The following is a 22,053-nucleotide window of genomic DNA, read 5'->3' as shown; positions in this document are numbered from 1 at the left end:
CTTTCGCGGCTCAGGAAAGCTGGTTGGAAACACCACTGGCCACGTGGCCCGAAGGCACATGCTGCGAGGCGGAGTGCACATGACCGGTCTGGTCGTCAAAGAAAAAGTCGGGTTCGAACTCGCGCAGGAATTCGCCTTTGGCCAGACCCCCCAGGAACATGGCTTCGTCGACCTCGATGTTCCAGTCCATCAGCGTGCGGATGGCGCGTTCATGCGCGGGTGCGCTGCGGGCGGTAACCAGGGCCGTGCGAATGCGCATGTGCGAGGTGCCGACCTGCTGCAGGCGGTGCAGCGCTTCGAGCAGGGGTTTGAACGGGCCGGCCAGCAGCGGCTGTGTGGCCTTGTCGCGTTCGTGCTGCTGGAAGGCTGACAGGCCCTGTGCCTGGAAGACGCGTTCAGCTTCGTCCGAAAACAGCACCGCGTCTCCGTCGAAGGCGATGCGCACTTCATTGGGGTGCGCATCGCTGGCGCGCACCGAATGCGGATAGACCTGTGCGGCGGGCACGCCGGCCAGCAAGGCGTCGCGGACGTCGCTCAGATGGGCGGACAGGAAAAGATTTGCGTGCAGGGGCTTGAGGTAGCGCCAGGGCGCCTCGCCGCGGTTGAAGGTGCCGCGCTCAATCTTGAGGCCGTAATGCTGTGCCGAGCGAAAGACCCGCATGCCGGAGACGGGGTCATTGCGCGAGAGGATCACGACTTCAACACGCTGGGCGGGTGCCGTGGGGCTGGCCGCCTCGCCGGCGCTTTCAGGCGCTTCATTGAAGGCCAGCAGTTTCTTCACCAGCGAAAACGCCACGCCGGGCTTGGCCGGCACGTCCAGCCGCTCGAGCTGCAGCTTCATGTAGGCTGCATCTTTTTTGGCGCCGGGCAAGGGCTCGGCCGTCATGCCGGTTTCAAAAACCTGGTTTTCTTCTTCAAAGTCAAACAGCGCGCGTGACGAGATCGCCACCACGAGCTGACCATCCAGAGTTGCTGCCATTGTTTGATGCCTTTGATGCGTTGTTGTGTCAGGTCGATGTTGAGTAGGCAACGGGGGTGTTCATGTCAGGTCTAGTTTGCACCAATGTCCATAGCTGGGTGCGTTGATCGGCCACTCGTCTGCCCTTGTGATCTGACGCTGGCCACGTGCGATCAGTTCCGCAGCGCGGATCACGCCTGCATGCGTGACCCACAAGGTATCAGCCTCGCTCTGCAACTCGTCAAAGGCCGCGGCTACACGCGCCATGACTTGCAGGGTGCTTTCCCCGTTTCCGCCTACGCAGTGGTGCGCAAAGCCGTCAGTCCAGGCCTGCAGCTCGGCCGGTCCAACGTCCTGCCAGCTGCGGCCTTCCCAGCTGCCGAAGTCCATTTCCTGCAATCGTGGGTCGGTTTTATAGGTCAAATCGGCCCGCAAGCCGATCAGGGCTTGCGCAAGGCGCTCACATCTTTGTAGCGGGGAGCTGATGACCCTGGTCGCAAGAGGGAGCATCTCTGCCAGCATTCGGGCGCATGTGGCGGTCGCGTCAGCGTCGGCCGCCACATCCTGCCGGCCGTAGCAAACGCCAGCGTCAATCAGGGGCTTTGCGTGGCGAACCAGCCAGAGTTTCATTCAAAGACCGGCCTGGGGCTGCGCTGCAAATACCAGCCAGGGCCGCGGGACCGGCTTTGCCGGGCCGCAGGCGCAGCGGCCCCCTCGGGGGGCAGCGCAGTACACGAAGTGACAAGCGTGGGGGCTCGTTTCATAAGCTCAGGGCCAGGCCCAGGTAAAAAGCGATTTCGCAAACCTGCTGGGTGGCGCCCAGGCAATCGCCGGTGAACCCCTGCAGCCTGCGCTTGAAGAGGCGGCCCATCCACAGCAACGCCAGTACGGCGAAGCTGCAGGCCACGATGAGGTTCATGACGTCGAGCACGAAGGTGGCCAGCGCCAGCGCGGCGAGGCACCAGGAAAAACCCACCAGCAGGCTGCCGGGGGAAATCTGGTCGGCGAGCGGCTTGGATTTGGAGAGGGCGGTGTCGCCCACGTGCGGCAGCAGGTAGATCAGCAGCAGCGGCAGGCCGCGCGACATGATGTGGCCCGTGCATAGCGCGGCACAGGCATACCAGCTGCCAAAGGGCGCCTCTTCCCAGTCGCCCCAGCCGGCGGGCGCGCCTTCGACCGAGCCGAGGATGGCCAGCAGCGCGACCTTGCACAGCAGGGCGAGCACCAGCGCCATGGCGCCAAAGGCACCCACGCGCGAGTCCTTCATGATTTCGAGTGCGCGGCCCTTGTCGTGGCTGCCGCCAAGGCCGTCGGCTACATCGGCAAGACCGTCTTCGTGGAAGCCGCCCGTCAGCAGCGCGGTGGAGGCGGTGGAAAACGCCGCGGCCACGAGCGGCGAGAACGTGGTGTCGGGCAGCACCGCCTGAAACAGTGCGTACACGGCAGCAGCAAACAGGCCCACCAGAATGCCGACGCCGGGGAAGTGGCCGGCACTGGCGCGCAACAACTCTGGGCTGTAGCCCACCCAGGCCGCCAGGCGCCCCGTGATGGGGATGCGCGTGAAGAACTGGACGGCGAGCAGGAACTCGCGGACAAACAGGGTGATGGATGTCATGCGAGGCCCATGATGGTTTATGCGTCTTCCCGCCCGCTCACACCGGCTGAGTCAAAGCTCGCCATTTCATTGAGAAAGCCGGCTGCCGACTGCACCAGGGGCCAGGCCAGCAGCGCGCCTGTGCCTTCGCCGAGGCGCAGACCCAGGTCCAGCAGCGGTTGGGCTTTCAGGTGCGCCAACAGCAGGCGATGGCCGTGCTCGTCGGAACGGTGGCAAAACACCATGTAGTCCTGCACCGCGGGAGCGAGCGAGCGGGCCACCAGTCCTGCCGCCCCGGCGATGAAGCCGTCGACCAGCACCACGCGGCGCTCGCTGGCGGCCCGCAGCATGGCGCCGGCCATCATGGCGATTTCAAACCCGCCCAGCGTGGCCAGCGCATCCAGAGGTCGTGTTGCGCCGGCGTGACGGGCCAGCGCGCGCGACAGCACGGCGCGCTTGCGTTGCAGTTGCTGGTCGTCCAGGCCGGTGCCGCGACCGGTGGCTTCGTCGATGCTGATGCCGGCAAGGCGTGCCAGCAGCAGGGCTGCAGGCGAGGTGTTGGCAATGCCCATTTCGCCAAACGCCACCACGTTGCCGGGCAGCGCTTGCAGGATGTCCATGCCCGCCTTGAGCGCGGCGCGGGTTTGCGGGTGCGACATCGCGGGCCCGCTGCAGATGTTTTGGGTGCCGTGGGCGATCTTGCGCTGCAGCAGCTGCGGGTGCGCGGGCAGGTCCGCAGCCACACCGGCATCCACCACGTGCAAGGCAAAGCCGTGCTGGCGCGCGAAGACGTTGATGGCGGCGCCGCCGGCCAGCATGTTGCCCACCATCTGCACCGTGACAGCCTGCGGAAAGGCCGAAACGCCTTCGGCGGCAATGCCATGGTCGGCCGCGAAAACCACCATTTGCGGGGACTGCAGTGTGACGTTCTCACTCTGCTGGATCAGGCCCAGCTGCAGCGCCACGCTTTCGAGCAGGCCGAGCGCTCCCTGCGGCTTGGTCTTGTGGTCGATCTTGTGCCGCAGCCTGGCCTCCAGCGGGAGGTCGGCAGTCGGCTCAATCGCGGGCAGGAGAAGGGGCGGAAAGTCGGGTGCGTTCATCGGTGATTTGCTTGAGGCAGGCGAGGCAGAAGCACGACAGCGCGCTGCCTTCCGGTTGCGGGGTTCGTTCGGAGGGCACGGGCATGACGTGCGGCAGTTTGACGCACCAGCATTCGGCATCGCCCGCCACCATGCCGCAGCGCAGGCCGGCGCCGCAGCGCGGGCACACCGAGGTGTTGGCCAGAGCGGGTGTGGTCGGGGCTGCGGCCTGTGGGCTCATGGCGTGTGGGCTGGCTCAGCTTTGCAATCAGCTTTGCAGAAACAACCGGTAGACGGGATTGTCGGTTTCTTCCACGTGGGGGTAGCCCAGCGTGTCCAGGAAATCCTTGAAGGCCTTGTTGTCGGCCTTGGGCACCTGCAGGCCCACCAGGATGCGGCCGTAGTCGGCGCCCTGGTTGCGGTAATGAAAGAGGCTGATGTTCCAGCCAGGCCGCATATTGGAGAGAAACTTCATCAGCGCGCCGGGGCGCTCGGGGAAGATGAAGCGCAAGAGGCGCTCGTCTTTGGACAGCGCGCTGTGCCCGCCCACCATATGGCGGATGTGTTCCTTGGCGAGCTCGTCGTGCGTGAGGTCCAGCGTCTTGAAGCCGTGGCGCGAGAAATTGGCGGCGATCTTGCTGCTCTCGCCCTTGGCCGACGTGGTCAGGCCCACGAAGACATGGGCTTTGGCGTCGTCGTTGATACGGTAATTGAACTCGGTCACGCTGCGCGGCCCGCCCGGCAGCTCGCCAATCACTTCGCAAAAGCGCCGGAAGCTTCCGCGCTCTTCGGGAATCGTCACGGCGAACAGGGCTTCGCGCTCTTCGCCGACCTCAGCGCGCTCGGCGACGAAACGCAGGCGGTCGAAATTCATGTTGGCACCGCACAAGATGGCCGCGTAGGTTTCGCCTTTGGTCTTGTGGGTGGCCACGTACTGCTTGACGGCTGCCACGGCCATTGCGCCGGATGGCTCGACGATGCTGCGGGTGTCGACGAACACATCCTTGATGGCGGCGCAGACGGCGTCGGTGTCGACGGTGATGAATTCGTCGACCAGTTCGCGGCTGATGCGGAAGGTTTCTTCGCCCACCAGCTTGACGGCCGTGCCGTCGGCGAAGAGGCCGACGTCGCTCAGGGTCACGCGCTTTTTGGCGTTGACTGACTGCAGCATCGCGTCGGAGTCGTTCATCTGCACGCCGATGACTTTGATCTCGGGCCGCACCGCCTTGATGTAGTTGGCCACGCCGGAGATGAGCCCGCCGCCGCCGATGGCAACAAACACGGCGTCGAGCCGGCTGGAGCCGAGGCTTTGCAGCTGCATGAGGATTTCCATTGCGATCGTGCCCTGACCGGCGATGACGTCCGGGTCGTCAAACGGATGCACGAAAGTCAGGCCCTGCTTTTTCTCGAGCACCACGGCGTGGGCGTAGGCGTCGGAGTAGCTTTCTCCATGCAGCACGACATTGCCGCCCCAGGCCCTGACGGCGTCGACCTTGAGCTGCGGTGTGGTGGTGGGCATGACGATGACGGCGCGTGTGCCGAGCTTTTGCGCGCTGAGTGCGACGCCTTGGGCATGGTTGCCGGCCGAGGCGCAAATCACGCCTTTTTTGAGCTGTTCGGGGCTCAGGTGAGCCATCTTGTTGTAGGCGCCCCGCAGCTTGAAGCTGAACACCGCCTGCTGGTCTTCGCGTTTGAGCAGCACGGTGTTTTTCAGGCGCAGGCTCAGGTTTTTGGCGGGCTCCAGCGCGGACTCCACTGCCACGTCATAAACCCGGGCTGTCAGGATCTTTTTCAGGTAGTCGGCTGGTTTCAGCGCGGGCTTCGACGTTTTGCCGGAAGGTTTCCCCGGAGCTTTGACTGCCTTGATGACTTTGGGAACAGGGCGGATGGCTTGTTTGGTGTGGGTTGGCATGTTTTTCTCGCAGCCTGACATCATAGTGGGCAAGAAAAAAGGCCCAGACTTTGCAGTCTGGGCCTGTAAATCCACCCTTAGAGGAGGTGGAGGAGACAACCGGTGCAAAAAGACCCTGAGTTGCCGGACAACTGATCTTGATGCGATGATTTCAGTATAGCGGGCCGATGTTGCGCTGCACAATATCTTGTGGCGTAAATTCGACATTTTTCACGGTTTAATCATAAATTTTATGCATGAGGAGAGAGATTCATGGAATGCACGGTGAGTTGGACGGGCCCGACGGCGGTCACAGGATCGCGCTCCGGAATGAGTTTTCTGGCTGAGACCGGCAGCGGCCACACCCTGGTGATGGACGGCGCGCCCGATGCCGACAAACCGGAAAACGGCGGCGCCAACCTGGCACCCCGGCCCATGGAAACCTTGTTGGCCGGCACCGGTGGCTGCACGGCCTATGACGTGGTGCTGATTCTCAAGCGTGGCCGCCAGGATGTTCGGGGCTGCTCGGTCAAATTGAGTGCTGAAAGAGCGCCTGTCGACCCCAAGGTGTTCACCAAAATCCACATGCATTTTGTCGTCACAGGGCGTGGCCTGGCCACCAGCGCAGTGGAACGTGCCGTAGCCATGAGCCATGACAAATACTGCTCGGCCACCATCATGCTGGCGAAAACAGCCGGGATCACGACCAGTTTTGAGGTCATTGAAGTTTGAGATGATTGTGGCTGCCAGCCCTTTTTGACAGTGCACGCGCAGCTATCAAATTTATAGCGAAATGGATTTGCATCGGCTTGCGCTTCAGCGGAATCTTTCAGATGTAGTGCGCCGTTGTCGTCATGACGCGTGCTGCAGAGCGCATCAGGGCCTTGACGGGCTCGGGTAACTGCAGGGCGCCGGCCTGTTCGGCATCGCGTGCATGCAGCGCTTCATCGTCTTTCATTTGGGCCACGATGGCGCGCGACTCGTGGTCGCCTGCCGGCAGGCGCTCCAGGTGGCTTGCCAGGTGCGCTTCAACCTGGCGCTCTGTTTCCACGACAAAGCCCAGGCTCAGGCGGTCGCCGAGCCGGCTCGCGACCAGGCCCAGGCCGAAGGCGCCGGCATACCAGAGCGGATTGAGCAGGGACGGTCGGGCGCCGAGTTCGTCGAGCCGGGTCTTTGTCCAGGCGAGATGGTCGCCCTCTTCGCGGCTGGCCTGCAGGAAGTGCTCGCGCAGGGCCGGGTCGCGGGTACCTAAAGCTTGCGCGGCGTACAGGGCCTGCGCACAGACTTCGCCCACGTGGTTGACGCGCATCAGTGCGCCTGAGCGCACCTTATCCTGCGCGGCAAGCTCGGTTTTCTCACCGGGTACGGTAGGGCAGGTACGGCTGGCGCGCGGGGCGGCAAAAAGCGTACGCAGGGCGCCGTCGGCGGCATTGAGTGCGGTATCGAGTGCGTTGGTCATGGTGCTTCGGTTCTTTGGGACGATTTTTTGAGGCGGGATGGTCCATGTTATCCCTCGTCCCGTGGAATGGAAACGGCCACAAAAAAGCCCCCATGCGGGGGCTTTGATGAAAGGAAGGCCGGATCGGGATCCGGACGCAACCTTGATCTTTAGAACGTGTGGCGGATGCCCAAGGCGAGGTTGGTGGAGTTGGTGCCCGCTGTAGACGTCACGCCGCCGAGGAAGCCATTGCCGCCGGGGGCTGCCTGGCCTAAACCCTTGTTGCTGAAGCGTGTCAGCACGGCGTTCAGGTTGGTTCGTTTGGACAGCGCGTAGGTATAGGTTGCACCATACGATGAGGTGTCGGCATTGTTGGGACGCTTGTCATCCAGGCGGTTGTAGGCCACCACAATGGTGTGTGGGCCGGTGGTCATGCGGTAGCCGATGTGCATGAGGTTGGCATCCTGGCGCAGCGCATTGGAGTACGCTGCAAGAATCGTCGCTGCATTGGTGCCCAAAGCCGTCAGACCGGCGGTCGCTGCTGCGGTGGTCAAGTTCGGGGCGATCAGCGCCAAAGCGTCGGGGTTTTCATCCTTGATCGTGGCGTACTGACCATAAATGGTGCCTGGGCCGACGTCAACAGTCGCGCCCAAAACATTGTTGGTCAGGGATTTCTGTCCACTGCTATTGTTCTTCGTGTTGTGACCGAAGCCGACAGACCAGCCGTCAGCCTTGTACATCACCATTCCGCCCAGGAAACGGCTGGCTGAAGAACCGACCGTGGCAGTGGATGCCTCACCGGCGCCATACATCAGCGAGGCTGTCACACCACTGGTCTGGATGGCGTACTGAACGGTGTTGCTCAGGCGAATGTCGAAGGCAGGGGGGAAGCTCGCCACCTGACCCGCAGCCAGACTGGACTGGGTTTGCGAGGCGTCGAAGGTGGCGCCAACCAGATAGCCTGGGGTGTACTGACGGCCCAGCGTAATAGCGCCAACCGGAGTGATCAGGCCGACAAAAGCCTGGCGGTCAAACAGGTTATTGGCCGTGTTGACGCCGAGGGTGCCGCCGATACTGGTGGCAATGGGTGTGAAAAAGTTTGTCTGTAAGCCAGCTTGCTGCGCGGCGGAAAAGGTGGGTACCAGCAAGTTGGCGTTGACCATGCGATCGGGCAACTGTGTGCCCGAATTCGTCCTGTTGCCCAGTGCACCGGTATCTGCTTCAAAGCGGTTTTCCAGCGTGAAGATGGCTTTGTAACCACCGCCGATGTCTTCGGTGCCACGCAGGCCGAAACGCGAGCCTTCCATGATGCCGCTGGCGATGGTGTTCACGGTGCCTTGACGTAAACCGCTCACGCGGTTGTAGCCGGCGTCCACAATGCCGTAGACAGTCACGGTACTTTGTGCCATGGCAGCGGAAGTGGACAGCAGTCCCATGATCGCAGTTGCAACGAGGGTCAGTTTTTTCATGGAGTCTCCAAGAGTTGTAATTGAGGGAAAACCTTCGCAGTCATTGCCGTAAATACACGCATACCGGCTTGACTCGATGGAGCAAAGATTAGTGGGGATGCCGCGGCACGTAAAGAGAGGCAATACGGGGGGTATCACTTTTGCGACAGGGGAAAACCCGAAGTTTTTCTGCCCTGGTTGACGCTGACGGTAACCCTTGGGAGGTTGTCAAATAATTGTGTTTTCCCTCTCAAATTCCGATGCTGAAGATCGTTTTAAGCGAGGCTGGAGAACGACACAGTCATGGGCAACCGGTGACTAGGGTTTGACCTCTAAACGGGGGGGTATAGCGGGTTGGCGGCAGCAGAGTGACTCGCGTTTACAACGGTTCATGCCGCACTACTCCAGCCTGTCCCCCTTCTTGTCTGATTTTTTGCGCCATAACGCTTCCCGGAGACAAAAAACGACTTGGGTTTGTGTTTTTCACCAAGGCGGGGCATCTTGAGGGGGATGCCCTGCTTTGGGGCGGCCTGCCTCGGCCGCCTGAAAATTTCCCTCGTACGCTCAGTCGGGCCCATTCATTCGCATGCGCACCTCCAGTGTGCGCAAAATGCAATGCGTTGTTAGGGGCCAACAACTCAGGTATGAACGTTGCTAATAGTAGAGATAAGGCTTGGTGTGATTTGTGACTCTTTGGTTAAATTGGCCTAAGGGTAGTCACTGAGCCCTTATAAGTTTATTTAGTTGCAGTGTTTGTTATTCCACCTTTTGGAGATTTTCTAATGATGAAGAAAAGCCTAGTTGCTTTGGCAGTGCTGGCCGTTTCCGGCGTAGCTTCTGCTCAGTCCACCGTGACTGTGTACGGCCTCGTGGACGCTTGGGTTGGTACCGTCAAGGATTCCGCCAACAACGTCAGCATCAGCCAGTCCGGCGTGAACCCTAACGGCGGCGGCGGTCTGCAGACCAGCCGTTTCGGCCTGAAGGGTTCTGAGGACCTCGGCGGCGGTTTGAAGGCCAACTTCCTGCYGGAAGCCGGTTTTAACGTCGCCACCGGTGCCTCGAACAACTACACCAACCCCTTTAGCGGCACGACCTCCAATGCCATTTTTGGTCGCCAGTCCTGGGTTGGCCTTTCTGGCGGCTTCGGTGAAGTGAAGCTCGGCAAAATGTGGACCCCTTACGACATGGTCAAGGGCTCTGGCGCTGCTGGTTTCGACGCGATCATATTTGCGCCTGCCAACAACGTGTGGGCCAGCAATGGCTATCAGGACCGTCCTGGTAACTCGATCTACTACCAGACCCCTGATCTGGCTGGTTTCTCTGCTGCTGCAATGTACAGCTTCGGCGAAAACAAAACCGCTACTGTCAGCGCAGGCAAAATTGCCAGCTTTAACGTTGCTTACGCAAACGGCCCCATCGGTGCTTCCCTGGCCTATCAGACCGAAAAAGCCACTGGCACCAGCACTGCAATCAAATACACGCAGTTGAACGGTTCCTATGATTTCGGCGTTGTCAAGCTGCTCGGTGCTTACGGTAACGTGAAGAACGGCACCAGCCCCATGGCTATCGCTCCCGCCGCCGCCCTGCCAACGGACAAGACGAAGGAATACCAGATTGGTCTGGACTTCCCTGTCAGCAGCACGTTTACCCTGTCTGGCGGTTATGCCCGCTCCAAGAGCACCCGTCTGGGTGGTCTTCCTGACCTGAAGCGCACTGGCTACAGCGTGGCTGGCCTGTATGCACTGTCCAAGCGCACGAACCTGTACGCTGGCATTCAGACCGCCAAGGAACAAAATCCTACGACCGTTGTCGGTACCACTGCGCCTGACCACAAGATCAGCAACTACGGTGTTGGCATTCGCCACACGTTCTAATCCAGGTTGGATATAAACCCGGGCTTGCCCGGGTTCTCTCAAAAAGCCGTTTCAGTGAAACGGCTTTTTTCATTGGATCGACCGAAAATCAGGCAAAAAACCGGATTTTGGCTAGGACGATTCCCGGGTTTCCGCAGGCGTTGTTTCTTTTCCACTTGCCTTTGTCTGTTTGTGGCTTGAGCACAACGTCTTGACTGTTTTTTCGGGCATTCCTTTGCGAATTGGGGCCCAGTCTGGTGCAATAGACCCAACTTCCCGAAACGGGGGTTGGCCCGGGTCTCTGGTGGTGCCATGAAGGCGAAAGTCTGAAATGGTCCCCGTGCCGGAGCCCTATGTTTAACCTTGGAGAAACTCTCAATGAAAAAGACTCTTATCGCCCTGGCTGCACTCGCTGCAACCGCTGGCGTTGCACATGCCCAATCCTCTGTGACCCTGTACGGCGTCGTTGATGCAATGATTGGTCAAGAGAACGTTAAAGTTCAATCGTCCACCACCAACACCAGCGTCAGCAACAGCAAGGTTGACGGTAGCGGCCTGAGCAGCTCGCGTTGGGGCATGCGCGGTAGCGAAGACCTCGGCGGCGGCATGGCAGCTGTGTTCACGCTCGAAGGCGGCTTCGGCATTGACACCGGTGCTTTGGCCAACAACGGCGGCAGCTCTTCTTCTACCGCCTCCATCCTGTTTGGCCGTGTCGCTTCCGTGGGCCTGAAAGGCAGCTTCGGTGAAGTTCGTCTGGGTCGTCAGTACACCGCGTATGACTCGCTGCGCGGCGCTACCAACAACACGTATGACTCCAACACGTTTGCTACCACCGGCACCATCTGGGGTGTGGGCCTGCAAGACTACAGCAACCGTGCCAACAACTCCATCCGTTATGACTCCCCCGTTTTCGGTGGTTTCAGCGGTTCGGTGATGTACGCTTTTGGCGAAGACAAGTCGGCAACGGTTTCTGCTTCCAGCAGCACCAGCGCCCACATCAAGTACGCCAATGGCCCTCTGTTGGTTGGTTACGCCTATCAGGCTGAAAAAGCTAACGGTGCCGCTGCCCCGGCTTCCACGCTGTTTTCCGGCGCTTCTGGCCTCGGTTCCACTGTTATCGGCTCCGCATCTAGCAACGTAGGTACCGCTGGTGTGGCAACCACCCGCAAGTACAACCTGCTGGGCGCTACGTATGACTTCGGCGTTGCGAAGCTCGTCGGTAGCTACAACACCGCCAAGGGTCTGAACACCGCTAGCCAGGATACCAAGGACAAGGAATACCAAATCGGCGTGAGCGTTCCATTTGGCGCTGCTTCCATTGCCGCCGGTTATTCCCGTGCCAAGAGCGAATTCGCCGGTACAAGCCGCAAGGGCACTGGCTATAGCTTGCTGGGTACCTATGACCTGTCCAAGCGCACCACGCTGTACACCGGTTACATCAGCCACAAAGGTGAGCCAATCGCTGACTCTACCCGTACCGACAAGAAGACCTTGTTCGCTGCTGGTGTTCGCCACACGTTCTAATCTGAAGCTGGCTTAGCCAGTTTTTGATGAGAATCTGAAAGCCGTCTCGGGGGTAACCCGAGGCGGCTTTTTTCGTGAAGAAAATCCGCGTTTTGCAGCTTGATGTGGCGAGCTATTGAAGTTTGTGAAACTTTTCTGCGTCTGCCGCGTTAAATACGCAAGGCTTGCTATTTGCGGCCAAGACGGGAATTGATACCCACATTCTTTGTAGTCCGTATCTTTCAATGCCATTGCCATACCACCGTCGTTTTTCCCGCTCCATGTTGCGCTTGCTGGCCGCAGGCTGCGTACTCTTTATAGCGGGTTGTGCAGGATTCGGACCTTCCTCGCCCGCGGTAAGCACCAACGTTGACTGGACTTCGGCATCATCCACGGACACCAGTGCCGATGCCGTGAAATGGCAGCACTGCACATTTCCCGGCAAGAAGTCGACTCGCTACCGTGCCGTGCTTCTGGACGGGCGCAATGCCATCCTCGGTGAATCCGACAGCGCCGCCAGCATGCTGCGGCAGAACCTGCGCATAGAGTCTGCAGAACTTGGAACCCTGGGCTTCTCCTGGAAGGTACCGAAGATGATTGCGGGTGCGGACATGACGCAACGCGACAGCGATGATTCACCCGTGCGTGTGGTCCTGGCTTTTGAAGGCGACAGGTCGAAGTTTTCCGCCAGGAACGCCATGCTTTCAGAGCTCGCGTTGGCACTGACGGGCGAGCCGCTGCCTTATGCGACTCTCATGTATGTTTGGGGCTCCCACAGCGCGCCGGAAAGCGTGATCATCAATACACGGACCGACCGGATCCGCAAAGTGGTGATCGAATCCGGCCCCGGCCGCCTTGGCCGCTGGCTTGATTACCAGCGTGACATTCGTGCGGACTACCAAAAAGCCTTCGGCGAGCCCCCCGGCGCTTTGGTCGGTGTCGCCATCATGACTGACAGCGACAACACGCGCCAGATCACCAAGGCATGGTACGGCCCCGTCAGCCTCAAACGCAAAACCGCGAGCATCATGGCCACACCGGTGATGGCTCCGGAGCTGCTGCAGGTTTCACAAACCCCTGAATTTGCACCGCTATCCCTTCAGGACTAGTATTTAACCTGCTGAACTCGGGACTTCACTGACATGCGCGCTCCGGCCAATCTTCCAAGTGCTTCATCCATTCAGCCCGCCGCAGCGGGAGAAATTGCAAACCTCGATCGTCCCTCTCCGCTTCGCGCCTCCGGCCGGGCCTTTGCGCAAATAGCGCAGTACCACCCCGAACTAACCGCCTTCCGACGTGACCTGCACGCGCACCCGGAACTCGGGTTTGAAGAGGTTTACACCTCCAGCCGGGTAGTACACGCGCTCAAGTTGTGTGGCGTAGACGAGGTGCACACCGGTGTCGGTAAAACAGGTGTTGTGGCTGTCATCAGAGGTCAGCAGCCAGCGAAGGCTTCCGGTCAACCCGGTTTTAAGCCCATGATCGGATTGCGCGCTGACATGGACGCGCTTCCCATGACGGAGCACAACGAGTTTGGCTGGAAGTCCGCCAAGGCCGGGTTGATGCACGGTTGCGGGCATGACGGACACACCACCATGCTGGTGGGTGCTGCCCGTTACCTCGCAGAGACGCGTAATTTTGCCGGCGATGCCGTGCTGGTTTTCCAGCCCGCGGAAGAAGGACGTGGCGGGGCCGATGCGATGATCAAGGATGGCTTGTTTGAGCGTTTTCCCGTGCAGGCCATTTACGCCATGCACAACTGGCCCGCGATGCAGCCTGGCACCATCGGGATCAATCCCGGCCCCATGATGGCCGCGGCAGACCGCATCACCATCGAGATTACCGGCAAAGGCGGCCACGGGGCACACGCCTATCTCACGGTCGATCCGGTGCTGGTGGCCGCTCACATCATCACAGCGGTGCAAGGCATCGTCTCGCGCAACGTCAAGGCCATGGACAACGCCGTGATCAGCATTTGTGCCGTCCAGGCAGGCGACTTGGGCGCGATGAGTGTGGTGCCCGGCAATGCCACACTGGTCGGCACGGTACGCACCTTCAAACCGGAAGTGCAGGACCTGGTCGAGCGGCGCCTCAAGGAGTTATGCGCCGCAGTGGCGCAGGGCTTTGGCGCCACGGCCACCGTTAAATACGAACGGATCTACCCTGCCACCATCAACTCACCGGTCGAATACGAGCTGGCCACCAGCGTCGCCGAACAACTCGTGGGTGCAGAGAACGTTGTGCGCAACCTTGAACCCAGCATGGGCTCGGAAGACTTTTCCTTCATGCTCAGGGTCAAGCCGGGTGCCTACTTGCGCCTGGGCCAGGGCGAGCAGTTGCCCGATGGCAAAGGCGGAACCATAGGCGGCGTGGGCAGCCGTTTTTTGCATAACAGCTGCTATGACTTCAACGACAGCGTTCTGCCGCTGGGCTCCGCGCTGTTTGCGGGAATTGTTGAACGCTCGCTGCCGCTGCGCTGATTTGCTATTAATTTGATAGCTGCTCGCGGACACCCCTTATGGGCTGCGGGCGAATTCTTCTTGATACTCCAAGGGGCCGTTATCACAGGCGGGACGACGCAGGCCGCGCCTGCGCCTCACCTGTCTGTGCCCGTCTCAGGCATAACGCTTGTTACGCAGGTTGTTTTTCATTTCCTTGAGCAACGGCTGCAGTTTGCTGCCGATGCGCAGTGCCACACAGGTTGCCAGGATGTCGATGATCATCAGGTGCATCAGGCGCGACACCATGGGGCTGTAGCGGTCGTAGCCTTCGGGGTGGTCGGCTGCCAGGTGGATGTTGCCGGCTGCGGCCAACGGCGAACCGGTGACGGTGATGACGATCGTGGTCGCGCCGTTCTTGCGGGCGATGTCGCAGGCGTCCATCAAATCGCGCGTGCGGCCAGAGTTGGAAATCACCACCACGCAGTCGCCCGGCCCCAGCAGCGAGGCGCTCATCACCTGCATGTGGCCGTCGCTGTAGGCGATGCTGGTGATGCCCAGGCGGAAGAACTTGTGCTGCGCATCCTGCGCCACGATGCCCGAGTTGCCCACGCCGAAGAATTCAATCCGCTTGCCGGTGTTGTACGTGGCCAGCAACGCGTCGGCGGCCCGTTCAACGGCTACGGAACTCGCATCGTTGCGGTATTTCAAAAACGCCGCTACCGTGTTGTCGATCACCTTGACCATCACGTCGCCGGTCTTGTCGTCCGCGTCCACGCTGCGATGGATGAAAGGTACGCCCTCACTGACGCTGCCCGCCAGCTTGAGCTTGAAGTCCGACAGCCCGTCATAACCCATGCTGCGGCAAAACCGCACCACAGTCGGCTTGCTCACATGCGAGCGGCTCGCCAGCTCGGTGATCGGCAGATTGGCAAAGGCTCGCGGATCGGTCAGCACCAACCGGCCGACGCGCTGCTCCGCAGGCGCCAGTGATGGCAATGAAGCTTTGATTCGGTCAAGCACGGCGCATGTCTCGGGTAGCGCCAACGCATTCAAAACCTGGCGTCTTCCCCAACCAGCAGGGGCCGCGGAACCGGCTTTGCCGGGCCGCAGGCGCAGCGGCCCCCTCGGGGGGCAGCGAACCACACGCAGTGGGGAGCGTGGGGGCTAGCATTCCTCGGACCAGCAATAGCCGTCGCGCGCAATCATCGCGCTCGCAGCACTGGGGCCCCAGGTGCCGGCGGCGTAAGGCCGTGGCGCACTCGCCTGGCTACTCCAGCTGTCCATGATGGGCTCGACCCAGCGCCAGGCTTCTTCCTGTTCGTCGCTGCGCACAAAAAGATTCAAGCGCCCGTCGATCACATCCAGCAGCAGCCGTTCATAAGCACCCACGCGCTCGGAGCCAAAGCGTTTGTCGAAATCCAGGTCCAGCTGCACCGGCGCCAGCGAAGGCGTGCCGCGGCCTCCCGTGCGCTGGTCGGCACCCTGCGCAAGCAGGTGCAGCTCCAGGCCGTCCTTGGGTTGCAGGTTGATCACCAGCCGGTTGGCCACATTGGAGCCGGCCAGCGCCGACTTGAAAATCGCGTGCGGCGCGGGGCGAAAGTTCACCTCGATGTGCGCGTCGCGGCCAGCCAGGCGCTTGCCGGTGCGGATGTAAAACGGTACACCGGCCCAGCGCCAGTTGGCGATCTCGGTGCGCAGGGCCACAAAGGTTTCGGTCCTGCTGTCAGGTGGCACCCCCTTTTCGTCGCGGTAGCCGGGCACGGCCTCGCCGTCGATGTTGCCGGCCGCGTACTGGCCGCGCACCACATGCTGGCTCAGCGTTTCAGGCGTCCAGGCTTTCAGCGATCGCAATACCTTGAGTTTCTCGTCGCGGATGGCATCGGCGTGCGAGTTGATGGGTGGCTCCATGCCGATAGCGCACAGCAGCTGCAGCGCATGGTTCTGCACCATGTCGCGCAGCGCGCCGGTGCTGTCGTAAAACGCACCGCGTTTTTCCACGCCCAGGTCTTCGGCAATGGTGATCTGGATGTTGGCAATCGTCTCGCGGCGCCACAGCGGTTCAAAGAGCGAATTGCCAAAGCGCAGCGCAAACAGGTTCTGCACCGAGGGCTTGCCCAGGTAGTGGTCGATGCGAAAGATCTGCTGTTCGCTTAAAACACTGCGCACCGTCTTGTTGATGGCGCGGTTGGATGCCAGGTCGTGGCCCAGCGGCTTTTCGAGCACCACGCGTGTCTGCGGGCCGTTGAGGCCGGCGGCGGCAATCTGCTCGCACACGACAGTGAAAAGGCTGGGCGCAGTGGCTACATACATCACCACCACCTCGGCGGGCCGCTGCTGCAGTTTCGCAGCCAGCGCGGCATAGTCGGCCGGGTTGGACAAGTCCATGCGCAGGTAGCCCAACATCGCCGCGAAGCGCGAGAACTCCTCTTCGCTCGGCCGCTTGGCCAGCTCGACATTGTCAAACCGGGACTTGATCAGCGCGCGGTACTGGTCGTCCGACAAATCGTCGCGTGCCACGCCCACAATGCGCCCGTCCTCCGGCAACGAGCCGTGGCGGAAGGCCTGGAACAGGGCCGGCATGATCTTGCGCCACACCAGGTCGCCGGTGCCGCCAAACAGGATGAGGTCAAAACTCATGGTAAAAAATTGTCTTGGTAATAAAGTTTCATATTCTATGGGCATAATGGTAACTCGACATCGAACCCGTGAAATGCCTGCATCCAGGCACCGCACGGTGTTTCATCCGGACCACTCCGCGTTTTGACCAGCCACCCAGCCATGACCCAACTTGACGCCCTGAAACAGTTCACCACCGTGGTTGCCGACACCGGTGACTTCAAGCAACTGGGGCAGTTCAAGCCGCAGGACGCCACCACCAATCCTTCCCTCATCCTCAAGGCGGTGCAAAAGGCCGACTACCAGCCCCTGCTGAAAGACATCGTGAGCCGATTCAAGGGCCGGGCGCTTGACGAAGTCATGGACCGTCTGCTGGTGCGTTTTGGCTGCGAAATCCTTTCCATCATTCCGGGCCGGGTCTCGACGGAGGTTGATGCCCGCCTGAGCTTTGACGCCAACGCAACGTATACGCGCGGCGAACGCATCATCGAGCTCTACCAGGCTGAAGGCATTCACATTGACCGCGTGCTGATCAAGGTCGCCGCCACCTGGGAAGGCATACAGGCGGCCGAAAAGCTGGAACAGCGCGGCATCCACACCAACCTTACGCTGCTGTTTTCGTTCTGCCAGGCCATAGCCTGCGGCCAGGCCAAGGTTCAGCTGATCTCGCCGTTTGTCGGCCGTATCTACGACTGGTACAAAAAATCTGCCGGCGCCGCCTGGGACGAAGCCGCCATGGCCGGCGCCAACGATCCCGGCGTGAAGTCTGTGCGCGAGATCTACAACCATTACAAGCATTTCGGTGTTGCCACCGAGGTGATGGGCGCGAGCTTTCGCAACGTCGGCCAAATCACTGCACTGGCCGGCTGCGACCTCCTGACCATCAGTCCGGAACTGCTGGCCCAGCTTGCCGCCAGCGATGCCGCGCTGCCGCGCGCACTCGATGCCAAAGCTGCAGCGGCGCTGGATTTGCCTCCAGTGAACTTTGACGAAGCCGGATTCCGTTACGCGCTCAACGAAGACGCCATGGCCACCGAGAAGCTGGCTGAAGGCATTCGCGCTTTCGCGGCCGATGCCGTGAAGCTTGAGCAGCTGATGCTGGCCGCATAACTTCCCGGGCAGGACACGTCATGAACCGACCGCGTTGCGACCAGACTTCCGTATGGCCTGCGCTGCAGGCGCTGTATGCCGCTTCCGGCAAAGATTTCGACCTGAAGGCTGCATTTGCTGCCGACCCGGACCGCTTCGCCAGCTTCAGCCAGGACGCACCACACGTTTTTGCGGACCTTTCCAAAAACCTGATCGACACCGGCAGCCAGGCTTTGTTGTTTGACCTTGCGCGCGCATGCGGGCTGGAGCAGCACCGCGACGCCATGTTCGCCGGGGAGCTGATCAACGGCACCGAAAAGCGCGCCGTGATGCATTTTTTACTGCGAAATCCGGCCGTAGCCCAAGATGGTATTGCGCCGGCAGCTATTAAAAATATAGCAACCGAATTGGCCCAGGTTCACACCACGCTGGACGCGATGCTGGCGTATGCCGAGCAGGTGCGCGCGGATGCCGCCATCACCGACGTTGTCAATATCGGCATAGGCGGCTCCGACCTGGGCCCCCAAATGGCGGTGCTGGCGCTCGGCGAATTCGCCGCCACGGGCAAGCGCGTTCACTTTGTTTCCAATGTGGATGGGGACGAGCTGGCTACCGTGCTGAAGGGGCTCAAGCCGCAAAGCACGCTGTTCCTGATCGCGTCCAAAACCTTCACCACCACCGAGACCATGACCAACGCGCATTCGGCCCGGCGCTGGTTTGAGGCACAAGGCGGACGCGACATCAGCCGGCATTTCGCCGCGCTGACGACCAACGTCGCGGCAGCCAACGAATTCGGCATCAGCACCACCTTTGGTTTCTGGGACTGGGTGGGCGGGCGTTATTCGCTGTGGTCGGCCATCGGCTTGCCGGTGGCCATCGCCATTGGCGCAGCCGGCTTTCGCGAGCTGCTGGCCGGCGCGCACGCCATGGATGGGCACTTTCGCACCGCACCGCTGGAGCGCAACCTGCCGGTGCGCCTGGGTCTGCTCGACGTCTGGTACCGCAACTTTCACGGCTTTACCAGCCGAAGCATCGCGCCCTACAGCAGCGCCCTGCGCCGTCTGCCGGCCTACCTGCAGCAGCTCGAGATGGAAAGCAACGGCAAACGCGTGGATGCGGACGGCAAGGCCTTGCCGTTTGAAACGTCCCCGGTGCTGTGGGGCGAGCCCGGCACCAACGGCCAGCACGCCTATTTCCAGATGCTGCACCAGGGGACGTCGGTGGTGCCAGTCGAGTTTGTGGCGGTCAAGACAGCCGCGCACGCACCGCATGACCTGCCGGGACATCACGCCAAATTGCTGGCCAACGTCCTGGCCCAGGCGCAAGCCTTGATGACTGGAAAAGAAGAGGCCGGCGGCCACAGGCATTTCCCTGGCAACCGTCCCAGTACTTTCCTGTTGCTTGAGCGGCTCACCCCGGCGAGCCTGGGCGCGCTGATCGCCCTGCAGGAGCACCGTGTGTTTGTCAGCGGTGCGATCTGGGGCATCAACAGTTTTGACCAGTGGGGCGTCGAGCTCGGGAAGGTGCTGGCCAAAGACATCGAGCCACGCCTGCACAGCGGGGACGTCTTTGGCCTTGACGGCTCGACCGCCGGCCTGCTGCGCAAAATTGCCGGCTGAATACCGCAAAAGTGTGCGTTTTTCCATAGCGGGAGCGCGCGCTTCCGTGGTCAACTTGCCACTTCGCCGATTTTTCGATGGCTTCGTATCATGTCTTTTTCCCTTCCGCTTCGCCGCCTTTTCCCCCGTTTTTCGATGTTCGCCGCAGCGTTTCTCACGCTGGCTCTGGTCTCCGGCTGCGCGACACGCCCGGCGCCCGACGAGGACACCGATGTCGATGAGCCGGCTAGCCGCGGCGGCACGCTCGGCCCGGCGGAGGGGGTGACCGGCACGGCTTGGGCCGAAATGTCGGCACCGCCCAAGGCCGGCGAGCTCAAGCCGGACGACCTCAGGTGGGAAATCTTCCGCGTGCCGGGCAAGCAGCCGGCCAGCTACAGCTATGTGCGTCATGAGGGCCGCGACGCTGTGCTCGCAAAGGTCGAGGCGTCCGGCAGCATCCTGCGCCATCGCCACCGCATCGAGCCCGACCAGCTTGGCCTCGTGCGCTTTTCCTGGAACGTGCCAGACGCCGGTGCGGGCACCAACCTTGCACTGCCGCAACTCGAGGATGTGCCGGTGCGGGTGGTGCTCGCGTTCGAAGGCGACCGCTCGCGGCTGTCGATGAAGAACTCCCTGCTGTCCGAGTTGAGCCGGCTATTGACCGGCGAAGAAATGCCGTTCGCAACGCTGGTTTATTCGTGGTCGCGCGTCAACCGGCCCGGTGAAGTCGTCGTCAACGACCGCACCGACCGTATCCGCAAGATCATTGTCGACTCGGGTGACCACGGCTACAACGAATGGCGCAGCTACGAGCGTGACATCCGCGCCGACTACCGCAAGGCCTTTGGCGAAGATCCGGGCGCCTTGCTTAGCTTCGCGGTCTTTACGGAAGGCGAAAAGAACGAAGGCCAGCTGCAGGCCTTCTACGGGCCGCTCAAGCTGGTGCCTGCTTCGGCCGTCGCGAGCAAGTAGCGCCATGCCAGGGAGGCGTCTACGCCGACCTTGACAATTTGTTGCATCTAATGATGCGGGGTTTAGGGAAATTACCACTCCTTCAATGCAACAAAGTATTGGAGTGCCCTGATCTGGTATCAAACCCGCAGGGACCTTTCTTCAAAATGCAGTGAACGGCAAAGCGGCCGTTTCGACTGACATAACGAAGGAGACACCCTATGAAGCGTTTTATCCAGGCAGGCCTGGTGCTTGCACTCTCGGGCGCCGGCATGGCCCATGCCGTGACCGAACTCGTGGTGGCGACGGTGAACAACGGCCACATGATCGAAATGCAGAAGCTCACGCCGGTTTTCGAGAAGGCCCATCCTGACATCAAACTCAAGTGGGTCACGCTCGAAGAGGGCACGCTGCGCCAGCGCGTCACCACCGACATCGCCACCAAGGGCGGGCAGTTCGACGTGATGACGATCGGCCTGTACGAAGCGCCGATCTGGTCGAAGAAGGGCTGGTTGCAGCCCATTGCTACCGATGCCGCCTATGACGTCGACGACCTGCTGCCCGCCATCCGCGCCGGCCTGTCGCACGAAGGCAAGCTCTACGCCGCGCCGTTCTATGGCGAGAGCTCGATGCTCATGTACCGCAAGGACCTCGCCGACAAGGTCGGCTTCAAGATGCCCGAGCAGCCCACCTGGACACAGGTGAAGGAACTGGCCGGCAAGATCCACGACCCGAAAGCCGGTGTGTACGGCATGTGCCTGCGCGGCAAGCCGGGCTGGGGCGACAACATGGCTTTCCTGACCACGCTGGTCAATACCAACGGCGGCCAGTGGTTCGACATGCAGTGGAAGCCGCAGATCGACACCAAGCCCTGGAAGGACGCGATCGGCTTCTACGTGGACCTGATGAAAGCCTATGGCCCGCCCGGTGCCTCGGCCAACAGCTTCAACGAAAACCTCGCACTATTCAACGAAGGCAAGTGCGGCATGTGGGTGGATGCCACCATTGCCGCCTCGTTCATCAGCGATCCGAAGCAGTCGAAGGTGGCCGACAAGGTGGCCTTTGCCCAGGCCCCTGTTGCCGTCACGCCCAAGGGCGCCAACTGGCTGTGGACCTGGAACCTGGCCATTCCGGCCAGCTCGACCAAGGGCGCGGCTGCCCAGACCTTCGTGAAGTGGGCTACCTCCAGGGAGTACATCAATCTGGTCGCCAAGGAACATGGCTGGGGGACGGTACCCACCGGCACGCGCAAGTCGACCTACGCAAACCCCGAGTTCCAGAAGGTTGCGAAGTTCGCTGCCGCCGAGAAGAAAGCCATCGACAGCGCCAACCTCAGCGACAGCACGCTGCCCAAGTCGCCCTACGTCGGCGTGCAGTACGCGGCCATTCCCGAGTTCCAGGCCATCGGCGTGGCGGTGGGCCAGCAGATGAGCGCAGCGCTGTCGGGCAAGGTCACGGTGGATCAGGCCCTGAAGACATCACAGACGGCCGCCGAGCGTGAGATGAAGAAGGCCGGGTATTACAAGTAAACCCACAGGCAGCATGCCCTGCCCGCGGACCGGCGAAGCCGGGTTCGCGGCAGTTCTGCCCTGAC

The 22,053-nt window shown here is 61.2% G+C and carries 19 protein-coding genes; 9 read left to right on the top strand and 10 right to left on the bottom strand.

Annotated elements, in window-relative coordinates; all coding sequences use genetic code 11:
- Positions 1-10: 10 nt before the first annotated feature.
- The 6 genes from AC1DYR_RS12725 to ilvA all read right to left on the bottom strand — a co-directional run bounded on the left by AC1DYR_RS12725 (position 11) and on the right by ilvA (position 5,543).
- The gene (locus AC1DYR_RS12725) at positions 11-979 is read right to left on the bottom strand and encodes a 5'-nucleotidase (protein ID WP_477705410.1); all 969 of its coding nucleotides are present in this window, start codon (positions 977-979) and stop codon (positions 11-13) included.
- Between the two features lie 60 nt (positions 980-1,039).
- Positions 1,040-1,588 carry a histidine phosphatase family protein gene (locus tag AC1DYR_RS12720; RefSeq protein WP_477705409.1) on the bottom strand — a complete coding sequence of 183 codons (549 nt, stop codon included), beginning with the start codon at positions 1,586-1,588 and terminating at the stop codon, positions 1,040-1,042.
- A 130-nt stretch (positions 1,589-1,718) separates the two neighbouring features.
- Positions 1,719-2,573, bottom strand: a complete 855-nt coding sequence (locus AC1DYR_RS12715; RefSeq protein WP_477705408.1) for an adenosylcobinamide-GDP ribazoletransferase — start codon at positions 2,571-2,573, stop codon at positions 1,719-1,721.
- Between the two features lie 17 nt (positions 2,574-2,590).
- Positions 2,591-3,652 (bottom strand): nicotinate-nucleotide--dimethylbenzimidazole phosphoribosyltransferase, encoded by a 1,062-nt coding sequence (gene cobT, locus AC1DYR_RS12710; protein WP_477705407.1) that lies wholly within the window; start codon positions 3,650-3,652, stop codon positions 2,591-2,593.
- Positions 3,609-3,872, bottom strand: a complete 264-nt coding sequence (locus tag AC1DYR_RS12705) for a cysteine-rich CWC family protein (RefSeq protein ID WP_477705406.1) — start codon at positions 3,870-3,872, stop codon at positions 3,609-3,611. Before AC1DYR_RS12705 ends, cobT begins: the two co-directional genes overlap by 44 nt.
- A 27-nt stretch (positions 3,873-3,899) precedes the next feature.
- Complete coding sequence (gene ilvA, locus AC1DYR_RS12700) at positions 3,900-5,543, bottom strand: threonine ammonia-lyase, biosynthetic (RefSeq protein ID WP_477705405.1); 1,644 nt, start codon at positions 5,541-5,543, stop codon at positions 3,900-3,902.
- Positions 5,544-5,795: 252 nt separating this feature from the next.
- Here ilvA and AC1DYR_RS12695 point away from each other — a divergent pair, with 252 nt between their 5' ends.
- Positions 5,796-6,254, top strand: a complete 459-nt coding sequence (locus AC1DYR_RS12695) for an OsmC family protein (RefSeq protein WP_477705404.1) — start codon at positions 5,796-5,798, stop codon at positions 6,252-6,254.
- A gap of 97 nt (positions 6,255-6,351) precedes the next feature.
- Here the strand turns inward: AC1DYR_RS12695 and coq7 are convergent, their stop codons facing one another.
- Together coq7 and AC1DYR_RS12685 are read right to left on the bottom strand one after the other, a co-directional pair.
- Positions 6,352-6,981 carry a 2-polyprenyl-3-methyl-6-methoxy-1,4-benzoquinone monooxygenase gene (coq7, locus tag AC1DYR_RS12690; RefSeq protein WP_477705403.1) on the bottom strand — a complete coding sequence of 210 codons (630 nt, stop codon included), beginning with the start codon at positions 6,979-6,981 and terminating at the stop codon, positions 6,352-6,354.
- 149 nt (positions 6,982-7,130) lie between these two features.
- The gene (locus AC1DYR_RS12685; RefSeq protein WP_477705402.1) at positions 7,131-8,429 is read right to left on the bottom strand and encodes a porin; all 1,299 of its coding nucleotides are present in this window, start codon (positions 8,427-8,429) and stop codon (positions 7,131-7,133) included.
- A 761-nt stretch (positions 8,430-9,190) separates the two neighbouring features.
- On the opposite strand from AC1DYR_RS12685, the gene AC1DYR_RS12680 reads away from it, so the two are divergent.
- From AC1DYR_RS12680 to AC1DYR_RS12665, 4 genes are all read left to right on the top strand, one after another.
- Positions 9,191-10,282, top strand: a complete 1,092-nt coding sequence (locus tag AC1DYR_RS12680; protein WP_477705401.1) for a porin — start codon at positions 9,191-9,193, stop codon at positions 10,280-10,282.
- A gap of 357 nt (positions 10,283-10,639) precedes the next feature.
- Positions 10,640-11,785 (top strand): porin, encoded by a 1,146-nt coding sequence (locus AC1DYR_RS12675; RefSeq protein WP_477705400.1) that lies wholly within the window; start codon positions 10,640-10,642, stop codon positions 11,783-11,785.
- A 392-nt stretch (positions 11,786-12,177) separates the two neighbouring features.
- Positions 12,178-12,873, top strand: a complete 696-nt coding sequence (locus AC1DYR_RS12670; protein ID WP_477705399.1) for a DUF3047 domain-containing protein — start codon at positions 12,178-12,180, stop codon at positions 12,871-12,873.
- Between the two features lie 33 nt (positions 12,874-12,906).
- Entirely contained in the window at positions 12,907-14,244 is a 1,338-nt protein-coding gene (locus tag AC1DYR_RS12665) for a M20 aminoacylase family protein (protein WP_477705398.1), read from the top strand.
- A 135-nt stretch (positions 14,245-14,379) separates the two neighbouring features.
- Here the strand turns inward: AC1DYR_RS12665 and AC1DYR_RS12660 are convergent, their stop codons facing one another.
- Together AC1DYR_RS12660 and zwf are read right to left on the bottom strand one after the other, a co-directional pair.
- Entirely contained in the window at positions 14,380-15,225 is an 846-nt protein-coding gene (locus AC1DYR_RS12660) for a MurR/RpiR family transcriptional regulator (RefSeq protein ID WP_477705397.1), read from the bottom strand.
- Positions 15,226-15,369: 144 nt separating this feature from the next.
- Positions 15,370-16,842, bottom strand: a complete 1,473-nt coding sequence (zwf, locus tag AC1DYR_RS12655) for a glucose-6-phosphate dehydrogenase (protein ID WP_477705396.1) — start codon at positions 16,840-16,842, stop codon at positions 15,370-15,372.
- Positions 16,843-16,983: 141 nt separating this feature from the next.
- On the opposite strand from zwf, the gene tal reads away from it, so the two are divergent.
- The 4 genes from tal (at position 16,984) to AC1DYR_RS12635 (ending at position 21,988) form a co-directional block, all read left to right on the top strand.
- On the top strand, positions 16,984-17,931 hold the full coding sequence (tal, locus tag AC1DYR_RS12650; RefSeq protein ID WP_477705395.1) for a transaldolase: 948 nt from the start codon (positions 16,984-16,986) through the stop codon (positions 17,929-17,931).
- A gap of 20 nt (positions 17,932-17,951) precedes the next feature.
- Positions 17,952-19,529, top strand: a complete 1,578-nt coding sequence (gene pgi, locus AC1DYR_RS12645; protein ID WP_477705394.1) for a glucose-6-phosphate isomerase — start codon at positions 17,952-17,954, stop codon at positions 19,527-19,529.
- 90 nt (positions 19,530-19,619) lie between these two features.
- The gene (locus AC1DYR_RS12640; RefSeq protein ID WP_477705393.1) at positions 19,620-20,480 is read left to right on the top strand and encodes a DUF3047 domain-containing protein; all 861 of its coding nucleotides are present in this window, start codon (positions 19,620-19,622) and stop codon (positions 20,478-20,480) included.
- Between the two features lie 200 nt (positions 20,481-20,680).
- The gene (locus tag AC1DYR_RS12635; RefSeq protein ID WP_457282605.1) at positions 20,681-21,988 is read left to right on the top strand and encodes an ABC transporter substrate-binding protein; all 1,308 of its coding nucleotides are present in this window, start codon (positions 20,681-20,683) and stop codon (positions 21,986-21,988) included.
- The last annotated feature ends 65 nt before the right edge of the window (positions 21,989-22,053 follow it).

The sequence above is a fragment of the Polaromonas sp. P1_F9 genome (assembly GCF_056405615.1).
This window is presented reverse-complemented; position numbering and strand designations above follow the sequence as displayed.

Coding starts and splice junctions, on each gene's coding strand:
- AC1DYR_RS12725 (WP_477705410.1), bottom strand. CDS start 979: ATGGCAGCAACTCTGGATGGTCAGCTCGTGGTGGCGATCTCGTCACGC.
- AC1DYR_RS12720 (WP_477705409.1), bottom strand. CDS start 1,588: ATGAAACTCTGGCTGGTTCGCCACGCAAAGCCCCTGATTGACGCTGGC.
- AC1DYR_RS12715 (WP_477705408.1), bottom strand. CDS start 2,573: ATGACATCCATCACCCTGTTTGTCCGCGAGTTCCTGCTCGCCGTCCAG.
- cobT (WP_477705407.1), bottom strand. CDS start 3,652: ATGAACGCACCCGACTTTCCGCCCCTTCTCCTGCCCGCGATTGAGCCG.
- AC1DYR_RS12705 (WP_477705406.1), bottom strand. CDS start 3,872: ATGAGCCCACAGGCCGCAGCCCCGACCACACCCGCTCTGGCCAACACC.
- ilvA (WP_477705405.1), bottom strand. CDS start 5,543: ATGCCAACCCACACCAAACAAGCCATCCGCCCTGTTCCCAAAGTCATC.
- AC1DYR_RS12695 (WP_477705404.1), top strand. CDS start 5,796: ATGGAATGCACGGTGAGTTGGACGGGCCCGACGGCGGTCACAGGATCG.
- coq7 (WP_477705403.1), bottom strand. CDS start 6,981: ATGACCAACGCACTCGATACCGCACTCAATGCCGCCGACGGCGCCCTG.
- AC1DYR_RS12685 (WP_477705402.1), bottom strand. CDS start 8,429: ATGAAAAAACTGACCCTCGTTGCAACTGCGATCATGGGACTGCTGTCC.
- AC1DYR_RS12675 (WP_477705400.1), top strand. CDS start 10,640: ATGAAAAAGACTCTTATCGCCCTGGCTGCACTCGCTGCAACCGCTGGC.
- AC1DYR_RS12665 (WP_477705398.1), top strand. CDS start 12,907: ATGCGCGCTCCGGCCAATCTTCCAAGTGCTTCATCCATTCAGCCCGCC.
- zwf (WP_477705396.1), bottom strand. CDS start 16,842: ATGAGTTTTGACCTCATCCTGTTTGGCGGCACCGGCGACCTGGTGTGG.
- tal (WP_477705395.1), top strand. CDS start 16,984: ATGACCCAACTTGACGCCCTGAAACAGTTCACCACCGTGGTTGCCGAC.
- pgi (WP_477705394.1), top strand. CDS start 17,952: ATGAACCGACCGCGTTGCGACCAGACTTCCGTATGGCCTGCGCTGCAG.
- AC1DYR_RS12640 (WP_477705393.1), top strand. CDS start 19,620: ATGTCTTTTTCCCTTCCGCTTCGCCGCCTTTTCCCCCGTTTTTCGATG.
- AC1DYR_RS12635 (WP_457282605.1), top strand. CDS start 20,681: ATGAAGCGTTTTATCCAGGCAGGCCTGGTGCTTGCACTCTCGGGCGCC.